The following is an 18,138-nucleotide window of genomic DNA, read 5'->3' on the forward strand; positions in this document are numbered from 1 at the left end:
GCCCAAGTGCCTGGAGGAGCAGTGGAACCAGCCCTGATCAAATGCCCCACGTGCGGGAAGACCAACCGGGTTCCCGCCGCTGCGTCCGGCCATCCGCGATGCGGCAGCTGCAGGGCTGACCTGCCCTGGATCGTCGACGCCGGGGACGACGACTTCGCAGTAGTGGCTGAACAGTCCCCGGTTCCTGCGCTCATCGATTTCTGGGCCGCCTGGTGCGGGCCCTGCCGGATGGTGAGTCCCGTCCTGGACAAGCTTGCCAGGGAGCGGGCCGGCCGGATCAAGCTCGTCAAGGTTGATGTTGACCAGGCTCCCCGGTTGTCCCGCCGGTTCGACATCCAGGCGATTCCCACGCTCATGATCATCAGTGGCGGCAAAGTGGTGGCCACCCAGACAGGGGCTGCACCCGCCGAAGCCCTTCGCTCCTGGCTTGACCAAGCGCTTCGCTGAGCGCCGATATACTGGGAGGCGTGCTTTCTGGACTGGTGATAGTGGACAAACCGCAGGGATGGACCAGCCATGATGTGGTTGGTCGGATGCGTCGCATCGCCGGAACCCGGAAAGTGGGGCACGCCGGCACCCTCGATCCCATGGCCACCGGAGTGCTGGTGGTCGGCATCAACAAGGCCACCCGGCTCCTCACCTACATCGTGGGCACCTCCAAGACGTACACAGCCACCATCCGGTTGGGCCAGTCCACCATCACGGACGACGCCGAAGGCGATGTTATTGCCTCCGTCAGCGCCGCCGCGGTCACCGATGCGGCAGTTCGCGGCGGCGTCGCCGCCCTGACCGGGGAGATACAGCAGGTCCCCAGCAGCGTCAGCGCCATCAAAGTCAACGGCGAACGCGCATACGCCCGCGTCCGGTCAGGCGAGGAAGTGAAGCTCGCGGCCCGGCCTGTCACCATCCACCGTTTCGAGGTCCACGGCATCAACCGGGAACCCGGCAGCGACGTCCTGGACGTCGATGTCACAGTGGAGTGCTCGTCCGGGACCTATATCCGTGCGCTCGCCCGGGACCTGGGCGACGCGCTCGGGGTGGGTGGCCACCTCACGGCACTCCGTCGGACCCACGTTGGCCCCTACTCGCTGGAACAGGCCCGTACCCTGGAGCAGCTTGCTGAAGAACTCGAGGTCCTGGAGATGTCGCAGGCCGCCCGGGCCCTCATGCCCAACCGCGAACTCACGGCCGAGGAGACGACCGAGATCTCCTTCGGCCGACGGATCGCAGCGGGAACGGAAGCGGGCAGCCTGCAGGCTGCCACCACCGAGCACCCTGCAGCGGCCTTCGCACCGGATGGCAGCCTCGTGGCCCTCCTGGCCGATACCGGCAGCTACGCGAAGCCGGTTCTTGTCTTCGCGCCCGGCAACGCCAGCCAGGATTCCTGAGCATGGACGCGTACTTCTACATCATCATGACGGTGGGCATCATCTCAAGCGGCATCTGCCTGGTGGCAGGCATCCTGAAAAAAGCTCCGAACGATGTCACCATCCTGTCCGTCGCTGCCGTCGAGCTGAGCTTGGTGGTCTACCTGGTGGGTTCGATCATCAGGGTCATCGCGGGCGAACCTATCGCCGGCGAGGCCTGGGAATTCTGGGGATACCTGGCTACGGCCATGCTGCTGCCGCCGGCCGCTGTCTACTGGGCCATTCTTGAGCGGACCCGCTGGAGCAACTTTGTCTTGGCCGCTGTCGGCGTCACAGCATTGGTGATGGCCGCCCGAATGAACCAGATCTGGTACTGAAATGGAAGAAGCCCGCAACGTGAAAGCACCGAAGTCCGGAACCACTCCCGCGTCCGGAGCCACTCCCGCGTCCAAGGCCGGCGGAGCCGGGGTTGGCAAGGCCCGCGGCAGGACCGGCGGCAAGGACACCAGGAACACCGGTCCCGGGCGTCTCCTCATTGCCGTCTATGCGGTGTTTGCGATTTCAGCCACCGCCCGCGCCGGCTACCAGATCCTGACCAAGTTCTCCGAGGCCCCGTTGGCCTACCTGCTCTCCGCCTTCGCTGCCGTCGTGTATCTCGTGGCCACCGTATCCCTGGCCAAGCCCGGGCGCACCTGGTTCAAGGTCTCGCTTGCAGCCGTGCTGGTGGAACTCGTGGGTGTGCTGGTGGTGGGGGCGCTGAGCGTTTTCGATCCCGTGCAGTTCCCGCACGAGACGGTCTGGTCGCTGTTCGGCCGAGGCTACGCCTTTATCCCGCTGCTCCTGCCCATCCTGGGCCTGGTCTGGCTGTACCGGCGGCGGCCGGGGAAGAGCCCGGCCGCCGCCGAAGGGCAGCGCTAGCTACCCGCAGTAATCCTGTTGGTGCTGCTTCCGGTGCTGTTACTTCTTGCCAAACAGGCCACCGAGGATGTCGCCCAGTCCGCCGCCCTTGGCCGGCTCCGGAGCGGGCTGGCTCTCAGGGAGGTCCACGTGGATGACCTCGCCGGGCTGCACTGACCGCTGACCCGGCTGGCCCTGAAGGTCCGGCAGCCGGTCACGTTCCGGCGTCTGGGCAGGCGTCGCAGGCTGCGGCTCCGCCTGCGTTCCCGGAGCCCCGCCACCGAGGATGCCGCCGAGGCTCCCCAGGATGCTGTCCAGCACCGAACCCTGCCGGCCGGACCCAGCGCCCGCACCTGCACCCGCACCTGCGCCGAGGATCCCGCCGAGGATGCTGCCGAGGTCGATGCCACCGGCCTGACCGGGAGCGCCGCCTGCCTGCGTCTGCTGGCCGGCGCCTTGGCCGCCCTGACCGAGGATCTTCTTCGCCAGGTAGGACATCACAATCGGCGCGAGGATGGGGAGGACCTTCCGGATCAGGTCTCCACCGATGCCACCGAGGGCGGGCGCGCCTGCAAGCTGGGCCGCAACCTGATCCTGCTGACCACCAAAGACGTGGCTGACAATCTTTTCGCCGTCCGCCGTGTCAACCCGGGTGGCGTCCACGCCGCCATCGGCCAGCCCGTCCTGGTGCTGGCCGAGGGCCTCCTGAAGTGATGCAGCGCCGTCGGGAGCCTGCGCGTTGTTGTGCATCCCTGCCAGCAGCGTAGGCAGCGCCGCTTCGACGGCTGACTGGGCTGAAGCCGGATCTGTTCCGAGCAGGGAGGCGATCTGGTTGACATCGATCTGGTTCAGGAGGTCGTGGATCTCGGTCATGAGGTAACTCCTTCAGCGCCGCGTTGAGTCGCGGACATTGTTCTATGCGGCGAGTGTCGCCGCCGGAAGCTGCCCTTGCATCGTAGTCCCCCCGTACTGACCGGTACCAGAGAGGTACCCGTGGCCGTATCGGTGGCCGACAGGCACAGTTGCGCCGTCCGGAAGCCACCGTGATTGCGGGTAATCTTAGAGGGTTCCGGCGCCGGCGCGCCCGGAACCATGACAGTTGTACGCAGTAAAAAGGCGAGGGTGATGGTCTACATCTGGAACGATCCGTCCGAAGTCCCGGCGGACTTTGGTCCCTCCGTTGTCACGTTTGGCAACTTCGACGGCGTCCATCGCGGCCACCAGCAAGTGCTCTCCCAGCTCACGCGCACCGCGCGGCTCAACGGTGCCAGGGCCGTCGCCATCACCTTTGATCCGCACCCCGCCCTCATCCACCGGCCGGAATCAGCGCCGGAACTGATCATGGGCCTTCCGGACAAACTGGAGGCCCTGGGGGAGTTGGGCCTCGACGCGATCCTGGTGATGAAGTATTCACTCAACCTCGCCAGCCTCACGCCCGAGGAGTTCGTGCGGCAGGTTTTCGTGGACAGTCTTCATGCCAGCCACGTGGTGATCGGCCACGATTCCAGGTTCGGCCGGGGCAACTCCGGTGACCTGGAAACCATGAAGGAACTCGGCGGGAAATTCGGCTTCGAAGTCCAGGTCATCAGCGAGTTCGGCTCTGAAGGCTATCCGCTGCACGACGACGGCGGCAGGGACCGCCGCTGTTCCTCCACCTGGGTGCGTGAAGCACTTCAGGAGGGAGACGTTGCCACGGCCGCCGCCGTGTTGGGCCGCCCGCACCGGATGCGCGGAGAAGTTGTCCACGGCGCCGCCCGGGGACGGGCCTTGGGGTTCCCCACAGCCAACCTTGCCCATGAGGCGTCAGGCTTCATCCCCGCGGACGGAATCTACGCGGGGTGGCTGGTTGACCATGTGGGGACGCGCTGGCCCGCTGCCATCTCGGTGGGGTCGAACCCCACGTTCGACGGCGTCAGCCGCCAGGTTGAAGCCCACGTGATTGACCGTCCGCAAGAGTCCGTGGAGGACTTCGATCTGTACGGCCAGACAGTGATCGTGGAATTTGTGCAGCGCCTCCGCGGCATGGTGGCATACCGTGGGCCTGAGGCGCTGGTTGAGCAGATGCGGCTGGACGTCGTCCAGGCGCACGACCTGCTGGCGCGGCGCTAACCAAGAGCACCCGCCACGAAAGGCAGCCAGTGACTGTCCAAAAGAACACCAGGAAGCTGGACAAGGGCATCGTCCGCGACTTCAGCTCCCGGATGAGCTACTCGTCCTACCTGCAACTGCCGACCCTCCTCAGCGCCCAGCAGCCTGTCAGCAAGCCCGAGCACCACGACGAACTGCTGTTCATCATCCAGCACCAGACCACCGAACTGTGGCTCAAACTCGTGCTGCACGAGCTCCGCAGCGCCGCTGTGTGGCTCCGCGCCGACGACCTTGGTGCGGCGCTCAAGGGCATCGCCCGGGTCAAGCACATCCAGAAGACCCTGACGGAGCAGTGGTCCGTGCTGGCAACGCTGACGCCCACGGAGTATTCGCAGTTCCGCGGCTTCCTGGGCAATTCCTCCGGCTTCCAGTCCAGCCAGTACCGCGCCGTTGAGTTTGTCCTGGGCAACAAGAACCGCAAGATGCTTCCGGTGTTTGAATCCGATCCTGAAGCACACGCCATGCTGGAGGAACTGCTCAACGCCCCCAGCATCTACGACGAATTCCTCGCCTACCTGGCGCGGCAGGGCTTCGACGTTCCGCCGTCCGTCCTGGAACGCGACGTCACCCGCGCCCACGAGTTCTGTCCCGAGCTGGTGCCGCTTTTCAAACACATCTACGAAAACGCTGCCGACAACTGGGGCGCCTACGAGGCCTGCGAGGAACTCGTGGACCTCGAAGACAACTTCCAGCTTTGGCGGTTCCGCCACCTCCGCACCGTCCAGCGCACCATCGGCATGAAATCCGGAACCGGAGGATCCAGCGGCGCCGCTTTCCTCCAGAAGGCCCTGGAACTCACCTTCTTCCCTGAGCTTTTTGCGGTCCGGACGGAGATCGGCCAGTGAGCACACACGGTGGCCCTCTGACAGAAACCTACGACGACGGCGCCCTCCTCGAGCGGGCAGCCCACCTTGATGCCAGTGACCCGCTGGCCCGCTGCCGCGGGCTCTTCATCGGCACCGATACCGACCTGTCCTATCTTGACGGCAACTCCCTGGGCCGGCCGCTGAAGCGGACGGTTAACGACATCAGCGCCTTCATCCAGGACGGCTGGGGCGGCAGGCTCATCCGCGGCTGGGACGAGGAATGGCTGGAACTTCCGCAGGCCATCGGCGACCAGCTGGGCCGGGCAGTGCTGGGAGCGGCTCCCGGCCAGACAGTGATTGCCGATTCCACCACCGTGGTGCTGTACAAGCTGATCCGTGCTGCCCTGGCAGCCGTGACCGATCCTGCCCGGACCGAGATCGTGCTGGACACGGAGAATTTCCCCACCGACCGCTACCTGGTGGAAGGGATAGCCCGCGAGGAAGGCCTTACCCTCAGATGGATCGACGCCGATCCGGCAGCAGGGGTGACCCCTGAGCAGGTGAAGGAGGCAACCGGGCCGTCCACCGCCGTCGTACTTCTCTCCCATGTGGCGTACCGCTCAGGTTTCCTGGCAGATCTTCCGGCCATTACCGACGTTGCGCACAGCGCCGGGGCGCTGGTGGTCTGGGACCTGTGCCACTCCGCCGGCTCGGTGGAAATCGACCTCGACGGCGCAGGCGTGGACTTTGCTGCCGGCTGCACTTACAAGTACCTCAACGGCGGCCCGGGCTCGCCGGCCTTCGCGTACGTCAACAGCCGCCACCTTCCCACGCTTCGGCAGCCGGTCTGGGGCTGGATGGGACGCAAGGATGCCTTTGAGATGGCCGCAGGGTATGAACCAGCGCCGGGAATCCGGGGATTCCTCAGCGGTACCCCCGCCATCTTCGGCATGCTCGCCATGCGCGGGACGTTGGATCTCATCGAAGGGACCGGGATGGCCGCCATCAGGGCGAAGTCCCTGGACCTCACCGCCTACGCCGTGGACCTGTTCGAAGCCTGGCTCGAACCCCTGGGCGTTCAGTTGTCGTCACCGCGCGAACCGGAACGGCGGGGGAGCCACATCACGCTGGACCATCCGGCATTCCGCAACGTGACCGCTGCGCTCTGGGAACAGGACGTCATTCCGGACTTCCGGGCACCGCAGGGAATCCGCATCGGGCTGTCGCCGCTGAGCACCAGCTTTGCCGAACTGTACCGCGGCATGGCGGCCGTCCGGGACCTGCTCCGTCCGTGACCCTCCTGCCGGGCTGGCCGGTTGGGGTCGCCGGCGCGGCTGTTTCGACAAGATTGCGGCGCTGACGGTAAACTGAACGATGGATCCGGCTGCAGTCCGTGGCGGCTGGTTCCTGCCATGTATGGCGAACCCCGGTTTTCCGGGGATTCCTGCGCTGGCAGACCCGGCAGTGAATTACTGATTCGGGCCTCACGGCACATCTCTAGGAGTTATTGTGGCACTTGACGCCGCTGTAAAGCAGTCCATCATCAAGGAATACGCAACCGGCGAAGGCGACACCGGTTCGCCCGAGGTCCAGGTTGCAGTCCTTACCCAGCGGATCAAGGATCTGACTGAGCACATGAAGGAGCACAAGCACGATTACCACACCCAGCGCGGTCTGCTGGCCATGGTTGGTCGTCGCAAGCGCATGCTCACCTACCTCAAGAACACTGACATCGCCCGCTACCGTGCGCTCATCGAGCGCCTCGGCCTGCGCCGCTAGTCAGGCTTAAGGGGCGGCCCTTTCCCTTGTGGATCGGGCCGCCTTCTTCAAAGGAAAACTAAACAGGAGGATCAACCGCATCACGCATTCGCGGTCCTCGGTAGTGATTCCCGGGAACGGCTTCGAAGACTGAAGCCCTGGCCCGTGGGTCTCGATCGATGACCGGGTGCAGTGCAGGCCAGTAGACAGATGCTGGGCTGGGTTGATGCGGCTGGGCTCCGTGAAACAAGAAACGGAGGTGACTCTCTTGGAGGGTCCCGAAATCCAGTTCTCAGAAGCAGTCATTGACAATGGCCGCTTTGGCAAGCGTGTAATCCGCTTCGAAACCGGCCGTCTTGCCAAGCAGGCAGCCGGCGCAGCCATGGTGTACATCGACGAAGACACCGCGCTGCTGTCCGCAACCACCGCCGGCAAGCACCCGCGTGAAGGTTTTGACTTCTTCCCGCTTACGGTTGACGTCGAAGAGCGTATGTACGCCGCCGGCCGCATCCCGGGCTCGTTCTTCCGCCGTGAAGGCCGCCCGTCCACTGAGGCCATCCTGGCCTGCCGCCTCATGGACCGCCCGCTGCGTCCGGCGTTCGTGAAGGGCCTCCGCAACGAGGTCCAGATCGTCGTGACCGTCCTGGCGATCAACCCTGATGAGCTCTACGACGTGGTGGCCATCAACGCCTCCTCCATGTCCACCCAGCTTTCCGGCCTCCCGTTCTCCGGCCCGATCGGCGGCGTCCGCGTTGCCCTCGTTGCTGACGAACAGGGTTCACAGTGGGTTGCTTTCCCCAAGCACTCCCAGCTGGAAAACTCCGTGTTCAACATGGTTGTAGCCGGCCGCGTTGCCGGTGACGACGTCGCCATCATGATGGTCGAAGCCGAAGCGACCGACAACTCCTGGAACCTCATCAAGGAACAGGGAGCCACGGCTCCCACCGAAGAGGTTGTCTCCGAGGGCCTCGAGGCTGCCAAGCCGTTCATCAAGGCACTGTGCGACGCCCAGGCTGACCTGGCCGCCCGCGCTGCCAAGCCCACGGTTGAGTTCCCGGTCTTTCTGGACTACCAGGATGACGTCTACGCCGCTGTTGAGTCCGCTGCCGCCGAGAAGCTGGCTGCTGTCTTCCAGATCGCTGACAAGCAGGAACGCGACGTCGCCTCTGACGAGCTCAAGGACGAAGTCACTTCTTCACTGTCCGGCCAGTTCGAGGGCCGCGAGAAGGAACTGTCCGCAGCATTCCGCTCGGTCACCAAGCAGGTTGTGCGCCAGCGTATCCTCAAGGACCAGATCCGCATCGACGGCCGTGGCCTGACGGACATCCGCCAGCTCACTGCCGAGGTTGAGGTTCTGCCCCGCGTGCACGGTTCGGCTATCTTCGAGCGCGGCGAAACCCAGATCCTGGGCGTCACCACGCTGAACATGCTCAAGATGGAACAGCAGATCGACTCGCTGTCTCCCGTGACGCGCAAGCGCTACATGCACAACTACAACTTCCCGCCGTACTCCACCGGTGAGACCGGCCGCGTGGGTTCGCCCAAGCGCCGCGAAATCGGCCACGGTGCACTGGCAGAGCGCGCACTCGTGCCCGTACTGCCGTCCCGCGAGGAATTCCCGTACGCCATCCGCCAGGTGTCTGAGGCTCTCAGCTCCAACGGTTCGACGTCGATGGGTTCCGTCTGCGCCTCCACCCTGTCGATGCTGAACGCCGGTGTGCCCCTGAAGGCCGCCGTCGCAGGTATCGCCATGGGCCTGGTCTCCGACCAGGTTGACGGCCAGACCCGCTACGCAGCCCTGACCGATATCCTCGGCGCCGAAGATGCCTTCGGTGACATGGACTTCAAGGTCGCCGGTACCTCCGAGTTCGTCACGGCCATCCAGCTGGACACCAAGCTCGACGGTATCCCCGCCTCCGTGCTGGCAGCAGCACTGAAGCAGGCCCGCGAAGCCCGCCTGCACATCCTGGATGTGATCAACTCCGCGATCGACACCCCGGACGAGCTCTCCGAGTTCGCCCCGCGCGTCATCGCGGTCAAGATCCCGGTTGACAAGATCGGCGAGGTCATTGGGCCCAAGGGCAAGATGATCAACCAGATCCAGGAAGACACCGGCGCCGACATCTCCATCGAGGACGACGGCACTGTCTACATTGGCGCCACCAACGGTCCGTCTGCAGACGCAGCGCGCTCCGCGATCAACGCCATTGCGAACCCGCAGGTTCCGGAAATCGGCGAGCGCTACCTGGGTACGGTCGTCAAGACCACCACCTTCGGTGCCTTCATTTCCCTCACCCCGGGCAAGGACGGCCTGCTGCACATCTCCGAGCTGCGCAAGATCGCCGGTGGCAAGCGCGTGGACAACGTTGATGACGTTGTTTCCGTCGGCCAGAAGATCCAGGTGGAAATCACCAAGATCGACGACCGCGGAAAGCTGTCCCTTTCCCCCGTAGTGGCTGAAGAGGAAGGCGCCGGCGAAACCGAGCGCGTTCACGCTTCGGTTGCCGCTGAGGGCGCCGACTCCGAGTAATCGGGTTTTCGGTACACAAGCATGAATCGGCGGGGCCCGGGGATTTTACACCCGCCCCCCCGCTGTTACGATGGCAGCCAGATCCGGCTGCCGCTTTTTGAAAGGCCTCAATGACTGTTGTACCCCTGCCGCTTGAGCAGAACCACGCTGGCGACACCCTGGTTCATGGATCCGAGGGCGGCGCCGTTGTGCGGCGGTCGGTCCTCCCCGGCGGCGTGCGGGTCCTCACCGAGGCCATGCCGGGCCAGCGCTCGGCGACCATCGGCTTCTGGGTGGGGGTAGGCTCCCGCGACGAGGCGCCCGGGCAGCACGGTTCCACCCATTTCCTGGAGCACCTGCTGTTCAAAGGCACCAAAAAGCGGACCGCCCTGGAAATCGCCTCCGCCTTTGATGAGGTGGGCGGGGAATCCAATGCCGCCACCGCCAAGGAAAGCACCTGCTACTTCGCCAGAGTGCTCGACACCGACCTGCCCATGGCCATCGACGTCATTGCCGACATGATCACCGGCGCCGTGCTGGATCCGGCCGAAATGGAGCAGGAACGCGACGTCATCCTGGAGGAAATCGCCATGGACAGCGATGACCCCACCGACGTCGCCCATGAAAACTTCGTGGCGGCCGTTCTCGGCACACACCCGCTGGGCCGCCCCATCGGCGGAACCCCCGCCGCCATCCGGGCCGTAGCCCGCGACTCCGTCTGGGAGCACTACCGCCGGTACTACCGTCCTGATGAGCTGGTCATCACCGCCGCCGGAGGGTTGGAGCACGACGTCGTCTGCAGCCTTGTGGTCGATGCGCTCCACGCTGCCGGGTGGTCGCTGGAGCCGGACGCCGCTCCCGTGGATCGACGGTCCACCGAGCGGGCAGAGATCACCGGCACCGCCGGACTCCATGTGGTCAAGCGTGCGGTGGAGCAGGCCAACATCATCATGGGCTGCCCCACGATCGTGGCCACCGATGACCGCCGCTTCGTCATGAGCGTACTCAACGCCGTTCTCGGCGGCGGCATGTCCTCGCGCCTCTTCCAGGAGATCCGGGAAAAGCGTGGGCTGGTGTACTCCACGTACTCGTTTGCGTCGTCCTATGCCGATGCCGGCTACTTCGGCATGTACGCCGGGTGCACACCGTCGAAGGTCCGTCAGGTTCTGGACCTGCTGGGTCTGGAACTGGACAAGCTCGCGGAAGGCGGGATCTCGGACGACGAGCTCCGCAAAGCAGTGGGACAGTTGTGCGGCGGAATAGTCCTGGCTCTTGAGGACACCGGTTCGCGGATGTCACGGCTGGGTCGCGCGGAACTCGTGTCCGGCGAATACCAGGACATCGACGAAACGCTCCGACTCATCAAGGCAGTCACCGCGCAGGAGGTCCAGGACCTGGCCAGGGAACTGGCTGCTGCTCCCAGGACCGTTACCGTGGTGGGCCCGTTCGAGGAAACTGAGACGTTCGGCCTCTGATTCGTATGGCCCTCACGGCAATAGCCTGACCTGACTGGCACAGTCCGGCGATAATGAATCCATGGACGCTCCGCAGCCGGGAACGGTGCACGCAGTACTGGAAGACTTTCTGGGACACTGGCGGGGTACCACACGCCTTGCAGCGTCGGCGTGGGGGCCCGAACGCACGGCATCGGCCGAGGTGAGCTATACGCGGGCGGCCGGCGGCTACGCCGTGGTGCAAAGCTACCGGCACACGGAAGCTGACGGCACACACTTTGAGGGCCATGGCGTGTTCACTGTTGACCCGGACCATGACGACGTTCTCTGGTACTACGTGGACAGCCTGGGCCAGCCGCCCGAAGCACCTGCCCGGTGCACGTGGCAGGACGGTGTCCTCCGGGTGGAGCGCCACAGCGACCGGGGCACGGCGCGCCATACTTTCCGTGTCCACGACGGCGTGCTGACCCATACCGCCGAGTTGCGGCTTGGCGCCTCGTCAGACTACGCACCGTTTATGCGTTTGGAGTGCCGACGGGCCTGACGGCTCCAGCGCAGGCGCAGCGTCATCCCGGTGCGCCTCAGACCGCGGATTCCAGGATTCGGGTTTGCGGCGCCCCATGCAACGCAGGGGACACGGCCGGTGAGTTCCAAACCTTGGCTTTCAGGTTAGCCAGCAATTGCTCAGCCTCTCTGAGCTCATTGAAATCGAGCTCCACCACGACGTAATGGGAGTCATCCACAGGCCGGGAAATCCGGTGGCCGACCACGCCCGACGCAGCCCGGTCCACCGGATCGCGGTCGAATGCCTGCTTCCACAGTCCGAAATCCTTGATGCCATGCTCTATGCGCAGTGTGAACATTACCGATTCTCCTCAGCTGGATTGCGATGTTTGGGTCCCGCGGTTGCGGTGGTTCTCCGCCGCTGGTTTTTCCTCCGGTGCATGTTTTCACGGTAAATGCGTGCCAATCCGGCGGCCATCCCAGAATTCTGGGGGACTGCTGGCTGGGGTACGGCGGTACTGGCCGGGGTATGGCGGTGCTGGCGGGGGTACGGCGGTACTGGCCGGGGTACGGCGGTACTGGCGGGGGTACGGCGGTGCTGGCCAGAGTGCGGTGGTGTCCAGAGTGCGGAGGTGTCCAGACAGCGATCGTGTCCCCAGGGCGCATACTGGGGGAATGAGAGCCGGAGGGTCCTGGAACCGGAGCCTGGAGCGGATTCGGCTCGTCAGTAATTCGAGTCCGGACCACCACGCTCTGCGTGCTGGTGTGCTGTCAGAGTTGGGCCGCGTTGTTCCGTTCATCGCCTTCGTCTGGCCACTTACAGACCCCGTGACGGGAACCGGAATTTCCCCCATGGCCCGGATTCCGTACCCGGAGGATCTGCCGCTGCTGATCCGGCTGAAGTATCTAACGGCCTTAGGGCGCTGGACCACGCTGGCGGGCAGGGGACCGCAGGTGAGGACACTGTTGAGCGAGACTGATGGCAATCCATCGCAGAGCCTTGTCTGGGACGGCTTAATGAAGCGCTATGAAGTATCCGATGTTCTGTATGCGGGCTTCGCGGACAAGTATGGCTACTGGGGTTGGCTTGATCTCTGGCGGACGGCTGATCAAGGCGCTTTCACTGCCGAAGAAGTGCAGTTCCTCGCATCGGTAGTGCGCGCGGTGACACCGGCACTTCGCCGGTCGGTCGCCAGGCAGTTTGCCGTCCCCGGGCCAGTTCCGTCGCCTGTTTCCTCAGGCATTGCCTTGTCCGTTGATGGACGTCCGAGACCTGACCTGCCTCAACAGGCCGTCCTCACCCTCGACGAGGGCATGGCAGTGGTGGGCGGAACGGCGTCCGTCGACGAATGGCTGGGGCTCCTTCAAGCAGGGCCGCGGCCCTTTCACACCGTTCCGGCCGAGGTCCTGAACGTGGCTGCCCAACTGCTGGCCGTGGAGGCGGGCGTGGACCACCATCCCGCGTGGTCCCGAGTGCATCTGGCGTCCGGTCAGTGGGCCATTCTGAGGGCCAGCCGGATGGGTCCCGCAGGGTCGGAGGGCACGCCACCGTTGGCGGTCACTATCCAGGCATGTCCGCCTGAGGCCACGCTGGATATTTTCGCCCGGAGCTTTGGTCTGACACCACGGCAGAGGGAGCTGCTTGAGCTGGCTTCGGGAGGCGTTGACACCGCTGCTATGGCCACGGCCTTGGGCATCAGCGCCTACACCGTCCAGGATCAGTTCAAACAGATATTTGATGCCTGCGGCGTGCACAGCCGGGCGTCCCTCTTGGCCATGGCCTTAGGCACAGCACCCTAAGCAGGGGGCTACGCACCCCACGACGGCTCAAACGCCGAGAGGCAGGCCCAGCGGTACGTCAAACCATGCCCCGTAGAGGTCGTCAGGAGGCTCGTCGCGGTCCGGAGGATCCCAGCCGACAACAGTGGGCAGATCGGTCAGGGGTTCTTGCCGAACTCCCGGCAGTTGTGGTGGTTCCCAGTCGGGGTATTCGCTGGCGTAGCGTCGGCCGGTGGGTGAGGTCCAGCCGGGCGGTTCGTCTTTGGTGGCCGGGCCGGGTTCCCAGCCGCCGGTGTGCCTGAGTTTGTGGTGTTTGGGGCAGGGCTGGGCGAGGTTGCTGATGCCGGTGGTTCCGCCGTGGGCCCAGGCGTGGAGGTGGTCCGCTTCGTTGTCCAGGGACTGGTTGTGGCAGCCGGGGAACGGGCACTTGCCGTCACGCAGCCGGAGCCATTGGCGTTGGGCTTTGGTGACCGGGTAGCTGGTCCGGCCGATCTCCAGCGGCGCCCCGTCCCTGGGATCGATGAGGACGCGGTGGAAGGACGTGGCGCCGTCCGCGATGAGCCTGCGAGCCATGGTGACCGGGATCGGCCCGTACCCGTCCAGCATCGCCGGCTCATCGGTGGCGCCGAGCAGGGACATGATGGGCGCGGTGAGCAGGACCTGCGCACGCGGCGAGGGCGGGACACCTTCGGTGAGGTTGTCCGCGTCGCCGCCGAGGAGCAGGTTGGCGGCGATGTCGGCCCGCCTCTGGGTCATGGTGCGGTCCTCGTCCGGGCCCTGCAGCGCCCGGGCGGCGGCGGTGGTGCGGTTCCAGATCCCGGCGGCCTGGTCCGCGGGCAGGTACGCCGAAAGCCAGGCCATCCCGTCCCGGTCCGGACGGTATTCCAGCCGCCGGTCCGCCACCGACCGGGCGTGGCGCTTCTCGATGCTGACCGGGTGGTGCCGTTCCCGCCAGATCCGGGCCTTATGCCGGAACCGTGAGGCGACCAGTTCCCCGGCAGGGCAGCCCCGGTTGGGGTTCTCCACCCCGGGGTCCAGGAAATGCGCCTCCAGAGCCTTCGCGGCGCCGGGTTCCAGGTTCGTGGTCTCGTCCACCATCACCCGGGCATGCTGCCACGACAGCGACCCGGCCGTCAGCGCGGACAGGGTCAACGGCAGGCCGGTGGTCAGCGTCTGGGACTCGGACAGCAGGGCTGAGGCGGTCCGTTCGCCGACCGTGAGGACGCACGCGACTTCGGCCACGACCGCCATCTCCTGGGCGCGATCAGACATGTCAGGGGACGCCAGCGCCTGGGCCGTATCTGCGTAGCCTGCCGCGGCGTGGACCGTCAGAGCGGCGACCTGCGCATTGATCCTGGTAGTCAGGGCCAGCGTGTCCAACCAGCCATCAGCTTCCCGGCGCAACGGATCTTCATCAGCACACCCGGCAGAATCCGCATTTCCGGTGAATCCGGCAGAGTCAGTCCCACCCTTAAGAGCAGCCAGGACTTCGGCCGCGGAAGCACAAACAGCCTCCGCCGCCTCAATTGCCGCTGTTCTTCCCATGCCTCTACCTTCTCAGCGGGCACCGACAGTTAAGGTGTGGACAAAGGCCGATGTGGATAACCCGGCGGCCCCTGAAGCTGGACTCGGGAATGAAACTTCAGGGCCTACCCGCAGCGGGAACGAATTGCGATCAGCCCCCGCGAACTGCGTCCAGCGACCGGAAAACTGCTGCCGGCCCGGAGCGAACTGCGCCTAGCCCCCGGCAAACGGCGGCAGCACGTCAACCACGTCGCCCGGGTTTAACACAGTCGTGTGGTCCCGGACCGCAACCTCGTTGAGGAGGAAGCTGCTGCGGGAAAGTATGCGCTGCAGGGGAGGGGCGCCCAGGGGAGGCTCGGCGCGGTCCACGGCGAGGACGGCCCGCAGCAGGTCGGCAACGGTCGCCCCGGTGGGGAGGTCGAAGCGCTCTTCGTCAACGCCCGCGGCGGCGCGTGCGGCAGCGAAGTATCGTACGTTCAAGAATTAGCCTCCGATGGCGCTCATGCTGCGGTCCGGCTGCACGAAGTCCGCAGCGCCGAGACCTGTGTGGTCCATGCCGTGGGCCTTGGGTTTGACCCACATGGCATCTTGCCAGCGTTCGGCCAGGGCTTCGTCGCTGGCACCCTCGCGCAGGAGGCCCAACAGATCAAACTCTTCACGGGAGAACAGGCAGCTCATGATCTTGCCCTCGGCGGTGATCCGGGTCCGCCTGCAGTCGGCGCAGAACGGTTCCGTGACTGACGCGATGATCCCCACGGTCCCCAGCACGGGTTCTTCAGCCACAGAGACTTCTTCAGCTTCCGGCCGGCGTCGTACTTCAAAGCGTTCGGCCGGGGCGCCGTCGCGGGCGCGGGGATCGGGACTGAGCACAAAGTCGCGGGACAGCAGTTCCCGGATTTCGGCGGCCGTGATCATGTTTCTGCGGGTCCAGCCGTGGTCTGCGTCCAAAGGCATCTGTTCGATGAAGCGCAGCTCGTAGCCGCGGTCCAACGCCCAGGCGAGCAGGGACGGCGACTCGGTGTCATTGATGCCCCGCATCAGCACAGCATTGAGCTTGACCGGGCCCAGTCCGGCGGCCCAGGCGGCGTCCACACCGGCCAGGACGCGGTCCAGGAAGGGGCGGCGGGTCAGCTGGGTGAAGGTCTCTTCATGCAGCGAATCCAGCGAGACGTTGATCCGGGTCAGGCCCGCGGCCTTGAGGGCGGCCGCTTTCTTGTCCAGGCCCACGCCGTTGGTTGTCATGGAAATCGGCAGGTCCGGGTGATTGCTGCGGAGGGCGGCGATGATGTCCACCAGATCGGCACGGACCAGAGGCTCCCCGCCGGTGAGGCGGAGTTCGCGCACGCCGAGCGAGTCAACGCCGATGCGGACAATGCGCACTATCTCCTCGGCGGACATTACGGCCTGCTTGGCAAGCCATTCGAGCCCTTCGGCCGGCATGCAGTAGGTACAGCGCAGGTTGCACTTGTCCGTCAGGGACAGCCGCATGTCGGTGGCGCGCCGGCCGTAGCGGTCCAGCAGCCCGGGCGGGGCGTCGGCCGGCCGGGCCGGAGGCAGGCCGGCACCTGCACCATCCCGGGGTTGCGGCATGCCTAGCTGAACAGTCATGAATTCAGGCTACGCCAAGTTTGGCCCGCGGCATCACGTCCGTCCCGCCGGGCAGCCGCCACCCCCGTGAGGTACCTGCCGAAGTACTTCCGGAAACCGGGCAGATAGGCTGTCCAGTCCGGCGCCGCAGCGCCCCGGCGAACCTATGCTGGAGAGGTGAACACGCCCCAGCCTCTGCAGGATACGGCCGACGACGGCGGGCGCTCCTCCCAGCGGCCTGGAACCGATGGTGCCGCACGGGGGAGCCGCCGTTGGGCTGCGGCGTCGGGCGTTGTGTCCGCCGGCGCTGCCGTGGTGCTGGGCGAGCTGCTGGCCGGACTGTTAAGCCCGTCCCTGTCACCACTGACGGCGGTCGGCGGCGTGGTCATCGATGCTGTCCCGCCGGGGGTGAAGGACTGGGCCATCTCATTGTTCGGAACGGCCGACAAAGCTGTCTTCCTGGCCGGGATGTTGCTGGTCATTGCGGCTGTCGGATCATTGGCCGGGATTCTTGAACAAGCCAGGCGCTTCGTGGGCGTGGCTGTTATCGCAGCATTCGGGATCGTGGGACTTGCAGCCGTGCTGACCCGCGCCCAGGTGACTCCCGCCGCCGTTCCCGTGCCCCTTGTGGCGGCCGCGTCAGGCGCACTCCTCCTTGGCATGCTGATCCGCCGTCTCCAGGAAGATGGCGCTGCGGCCGCATCCGGGACGGAAGGAACGGCAAGGCCGGGCCGGCGCTCCTTCCTCCAGGTCCTGACTGCGGGCGCCGGGGCCACTGCCGTTGGCGGGGTCATTGCCGCCGTGTGGCGGGGAGCGGCCACCGGGATCAGCGAGGCCCGCGAAAAGCTGCGGCTCCCCGGGGCGGTCTCTGCAGCGCCGGCCATTCCAGCCGGCGCCGAAGTTGGCTTGGACGGCATGCAGCCGCTGGTGACGCCGAACGCCGATTTTTATCGGATAGACACCGCCCTGATTGTCCCCTCCATCGATCCGGACACCTGGACTTTACGTGTCACCGGGATGGTGGAAGAGGAGATCGAACTTAACCTGACTGATCTCCTGGCCAAACCCCTGACAGAGCGGTACGTGACCATTGCCTGCGTGTCCAATGACGTCGGCGGCGACCTGATCGGCAACGCACGCTGGCTCGGCTGGCCTGTCCGGGAGATGCTCGCCCTGGCCCGCCCGAAGAACGGCGCGGACATGGTGTTGTCGCGGAGTTCGGACGGCTGGACTGCCGGCACCCCGCTGGAGGCCCTGACTGATGACCGGGATGCCCTCCTTGCGGTGGGTATGAACGGCGATCCGCTGCCGCTGGAGCACGGCTTTCCCGTGCGGCTCATTGTGCCGGGCCTCTACGGCTATGTTTCGGCGACCAAATGGCTGACTGAACTCCGGGTCACCAGGTTCGCCGACGACGTCGGCTACTGGACACCCCGCGGCTGGTCGGACCGCGGCCCCATCAAGACCTCGTCGAGGATAGATGTGCCCCGCCGCGGCCGGCGGGTGGGTGCCGGAACGGTGATGTTCGGCGGCGTGGCCTGGGCACAGCACACCGGGATCGGCACCGTGGAGCTTCGCGTGAACCGCGGTCCGTGGCAGAAGGCCGAGCTCGCGCCGGGGATCTCGCTGGACACCTGGTACCAGTGGCAGCTGGGCATCCCGCTCACGCCGGGACAATATGAGGTCCAGGTGCGGGCCACCGACCGCGACGGCGAGCCGCAGGCCGAGGAAAGCCGGCCGCCGGCGCCGGACGGAGCCACCGGCTTCCACACGATTAGAGTTGATGTGAATCCATGACGGCCCAC

The 18,138-nt window shown here is 65.7% G+C and carries 18 protein-coding genes; 13 read left to right on the plus strand and 5 right to left on the minus strand.

Translation table 11 applies throughout. The annotated features are described in order from the left end of the window. Window positions 1–21 precede the first annotated feature (21 nt). Genes trxA through ACS5PJ_RS16900 form a run of 4 tightly spaced genes read left to right on the plus strand, consistent with a single transcriptional unit; the run spans window position 22 to window position 2,285 of the window. Window positions 22–447 (plus strand): thioredoxin, encoded by a 426-nt coding sequence (trxA, locus tag ACS5PJ_RS16885; protein WP_439436019.1) that lies wholly within the window; start codon window positions 22–24, stop codon window positions 445–447. Between the two features lie 20 nt (window positions 448–467). After that, window positions 468–1,388, plus strand: a complete 921-nt coding sequence (truB, locus tag ACS5PJ_RS16890; protein WP_439436020.1) for a tRNA pseudouridine(55) synthase TruB — start codon at window positions 468–470, stop codon at window positions 1,386–1,388. Window positions 1,389–1,390: 2 nt separating this feature from the next. Then, window positions 1,391–1,744 carry a hypothetical protein gene (locus ACS5PJ_RS16895; protein WP_439436021.1) on the plus strand — a complete coding sequence of 118 codons (354 nt, stop codon included), beginning with the start codon at window positions 1,391–1,393 and terminating at the stop codon, window positions 1,742–1,744. A gap of 1 nt (window position 1,745) precedes the next feature. Beyond that, window positions 1,746–2,285, plus strand: a complete 540-nt coding sequence (locus ACS5PJ_RS16900) for a hypothetical protein (protein WP_439436022.1) — start codon at window positions 1,746–1,748, stop codon at window positions 2,283–2,285. Between the two features lie 39 nt (window positions 2,286–2,324). Here the strand turns inward: ACS5PJ_RS16900 and ACS5PJ_RS16905 are convergent, their stop codons facing one another. Next, complete coding sequence (locus ACS5PJ_RS16905) at window positions 2,325–3,137, minus strand: DUF937 domain-containing protein (protein WP_439436023.1); 813 nt, start codon at window positions 3,135–3,137, stop codon at window positions 2,325–2,327. 252 nt (window positions 3,138–3,389) lie between these two features. Between ACS5PJ_RS16905 and ACS5PJ_RS16910 the strand changes: the two genes are divergently transcribed. The 7 genes from ACS5PJ_RS16910 to ACS5PJ_RS16940 all read left to right on the plus strand — a co-directional run bounded on the left by ACS5PJ_RS16910 (window position 3,390) and on the right by ACS5PJ_RS16940 (window position 11,483). Next, window positions 3,390–4,373, plus strand: coding sequence for a bifunctional riboflavin kinase/FAD synthetase (locus ACS5PJ_RS16910; RefSeq protein ID WP_439436024.1), 984 nt, complete (start codon window positions 3,390–3,392; stop codon window positions 4,371–4,373). Between the two features lie 29 nt (window positions 4,374–4,402). Further along, window positions 4,403–5,257 carry a tryptophan 2,3-dioxygenase gene (kynA, locus tag ACS5PJ_RS16915; protein ID WP_439436025.1) on the plus strand — a complete coding sequence of 285 codons (855 nt, stop codon included), beginning with the start codon at window positions 4,403–4,405 and terminating at the stop codon, window positions 5,255–5,257. Continuing rightward, the gene (gene kynU, locus ACS5PJ_RS16920; protein WP_439436026.1) at window positions 5,254–6,513 is read left to right on the plus strand and encodes a kynureninase; all 1,260 of its coding nucleotides are present in this window, start codon (window positions 5,254–5,256) and stop codon (window positions 6,511–6,513) included. Before kynA ends, kynU begins: the two co-directional genes overlap by 4 nt. 214 nt (window positions 6,514–6,727) lie before the next feature. After that, window positions 6,728–6,997, plus strand: coding sequence for a 30S ribosomal protein S15 (gene rpsO / locus ACS5PJ_RS16925; RefSeq protein ID WP_108597943.1), 270 nt, complete (start codon window positions 6,728–6,730; stop codon window positions 6,995–6,997). Window positions 6,998–7,244: 247 nt separating this feature from the next. Then, window positions 7,245–9,506, plus strand: coding sequence for a polyribonucleotide nucleotidyltransferase (locus tag ACS5PJ_RS16930; protein ID WP_354147350.1), 2,262 nt, complete (start codon window positions 7,245–7,247; stop codon window positions 9,504–9,506). Between the two features lie 110 nt (window positions 9,507–9,616). Continuing rightward, the gene (locus tag ACS5PJ_RS16935; RefSeq protein ID WP_439436027.1) at window positions 9,617–10,960 is read left to right on the plus strand and encodes a M16 family metallopeptidase; all 1,344 of its coding nucleotides are present in this window, start codon (window positions 9,617–9,619) and stop codon (window positions 10,958–10,960) included. A 61-nt stretch (window positions 10,961–11,021) separates the two neighbouring features. Next, window positions 11,022–11,483, plus strand: coding sequence for a DUF1579 family protein (locus tag ACS5PJ_RS16940; protein WP_439436028.1), 462 nt, complete (start codon window positions 11,022–11,024; stop codon window positions 11,481–11,483). Window positions 11,484–11,520: 37 nt separating this feature from the next. Here the strand turns inward: ACS5PJ_RS16940 and ACS5PJ_RS16945 are convergent, their stop codons facing one another. Next, complete coding sequence (locus ACS5PJ_RS16945; protein WP_439436029.1) at window positions 11,521–11,802, minus strand: hypothetical protein; 282 nt, start codon at window positions 11,800–11,802, stop codon at window positions 11,521–11,523. Window positions 11,803–12,118: 316 nt separating this feature from the next. On the opposite strand from ACS5PJ_RS16945, the gene ACS5PJ_RS16950 reads away from it, so the two are divergent. Next, window positions 12,119–13,243, plus strand: a complete 1,125-nt coding sequence (locus tag ACS5PJ_RS16950; protein WP_439436030.1) for a helix-turn-helix transcriptional regulator — start codon at window positions 12,119–12,121, stop codon at window positions 13,241–13,243. 27 nt (window positions 13,244–13,270) lie between these two features. Here the strand turns inward: ACS5PJ_RS16950 and ACS5PJ_RS16955 are convergent, their stop codons facing one another. The 3 genes from ACS5PJ_RS16955 to moaA form a co-directional block, all read right to left on the minus strand. Next, on the minus strand, window positions 13,271–14,767 hold the full coding sequence (locus tag ACS5PJ_RS16955; protein ID WP_439436031.1) for an HNH endonuclease signature motif containing protein: 1,497 nt from the start codon (window positions 14,765–14,767) through the stop codon (window positions 13,271–13,273). Window positions 14,768–14,959: 192 nt separating this feature from the next. Beyond that, entirely contained in the window at window positions 14,960–15,226 is a 267-nt protein-coding gene (locus ACS5PJ_RS16960) for a MoaD/ThiS family protein (RefSeq protein ID WP_439436032.1), read from the minus strand. 3 nt (window positions 15,227–15,229) lie between these two features. Next, window positions 15,230–16,354, minus strand: a complete 1,125-nt coding sequence (gene moaA / locus ACS5PJ_RS16965; RefSeq protein WP_439436033.1) for a GTP 3',8-cyclase MoaA — start codon at window positions 16,352–16,354, stop codon at window positions 15,230–15,232. A gap of 156 nt (window positions 16,355–16,510) precedes the next feature. Here moaA and ACS5PJ_RS16970 point away from each other — a divergent pair, with 156 nt between their 5' ends. Beyond that, window positions 16,511–18,130: a molybdopterin-dependent oxidoreductase gene (locus ACS5PJ_RS16970; RefSeq protein ID WP_439436034.1), complete on the plus strand. Its 1,620-nt coding sequence runs from the start codon at window positions 16,511–16,513 to the stop codon at window positions 18,128–18,130. The last annotated feature ends 8 nt before the right edge of the window (window positions 18,131–18,138 follow it).

It is taken from the genome of Pseudarthrobacter cremeus, from assembly GCF_051857465.1.
Classification (GTDB): domain Bacteria; phylum Actinomycetota; class Actinomycetes; order Actinomycetales; family Micrococcaceae; genus Arthrobacter.

What these genes read in the sequence shown, in the direction of transcription:
- ACS5PJ_RS16895 (WP_439436021.1), top strand. Translation starts at nt 1,391, where the DNA reads ATGGACGCGTACTTCTACATCATCATGACGGTGGGCATCATCTCAAGC.
- ACS5PJ_RS16900 (WP_439436022.1), top strand. Translation starts at nt 1,746, where the DNA reads ATGGAAGAAGCCCGCAACGTGAAAGCACCGAAGTCCGGAACCACTCCC.
- ACS5PJ_RS16905 (WP_439436023.1), bottom strand. Translation starts at nt 3,137, where the DNA reads ATGACCGAGATCCACGACCTCCTGAACCAGATCGATGTCAACCAGATC.
- ACS5PJ_RS16910 (WP_439436024.1), top strand. Translation starts at nt 3,390, where the DNA reads ATGGTCTACATCTGGAACGATCCGTCCGAAGTCCCGGCGGACTTTGGT.
- ACS5PJ_RS16935 (WP_439436027.1), top strand. Translation starts at nt 9,617, where the DNA reads ATGACTGTTGTACCCCTGCCGCTTGAGCAGAACCACGCTGGCGACACC.
- ACS5PJ_RS16940 (WP_439436028.1), top strand. Translation starts at nt 11,022, where the DNA reads ATGGACGCTCCGCAGCCGGGAACGGTGCACGCAGTACTGGAAGACTTT.
- ACS5PJ_RS16945 (WP_439436029.1), bottom strand. Translation starts at nt 11,802, where the DNA reads ATGTTCACACTGCGCATAGAGCATGGCATCAAGGATTTCGGACTGTGG.
- ACS5PJ_RS16950 (WP_439436030.1), top strand. Translation starts at nt 12,119, where the DNA reads ATGAGAGCCGGAGGGTCCTGGAACCGGAGCCTGGAGCGGATTCGGCTC.
- ACS5PJ_RS16955 (WP_439436031.1), bottom strand. Translation starts at nt 14,767, where the DNA reads ATGGGAAGAACAGCGGCAATTGAGGCGGCGGAGGCTGTTTGTGCTTCC.
- moaA (WP_439436033.1), bottom strand. Translation starts at nt 16,354, where the DNA reads ATGACTGTTCAGCTAGGCATGCCGCAACCCCGGGATGGTGCAGGTGCC.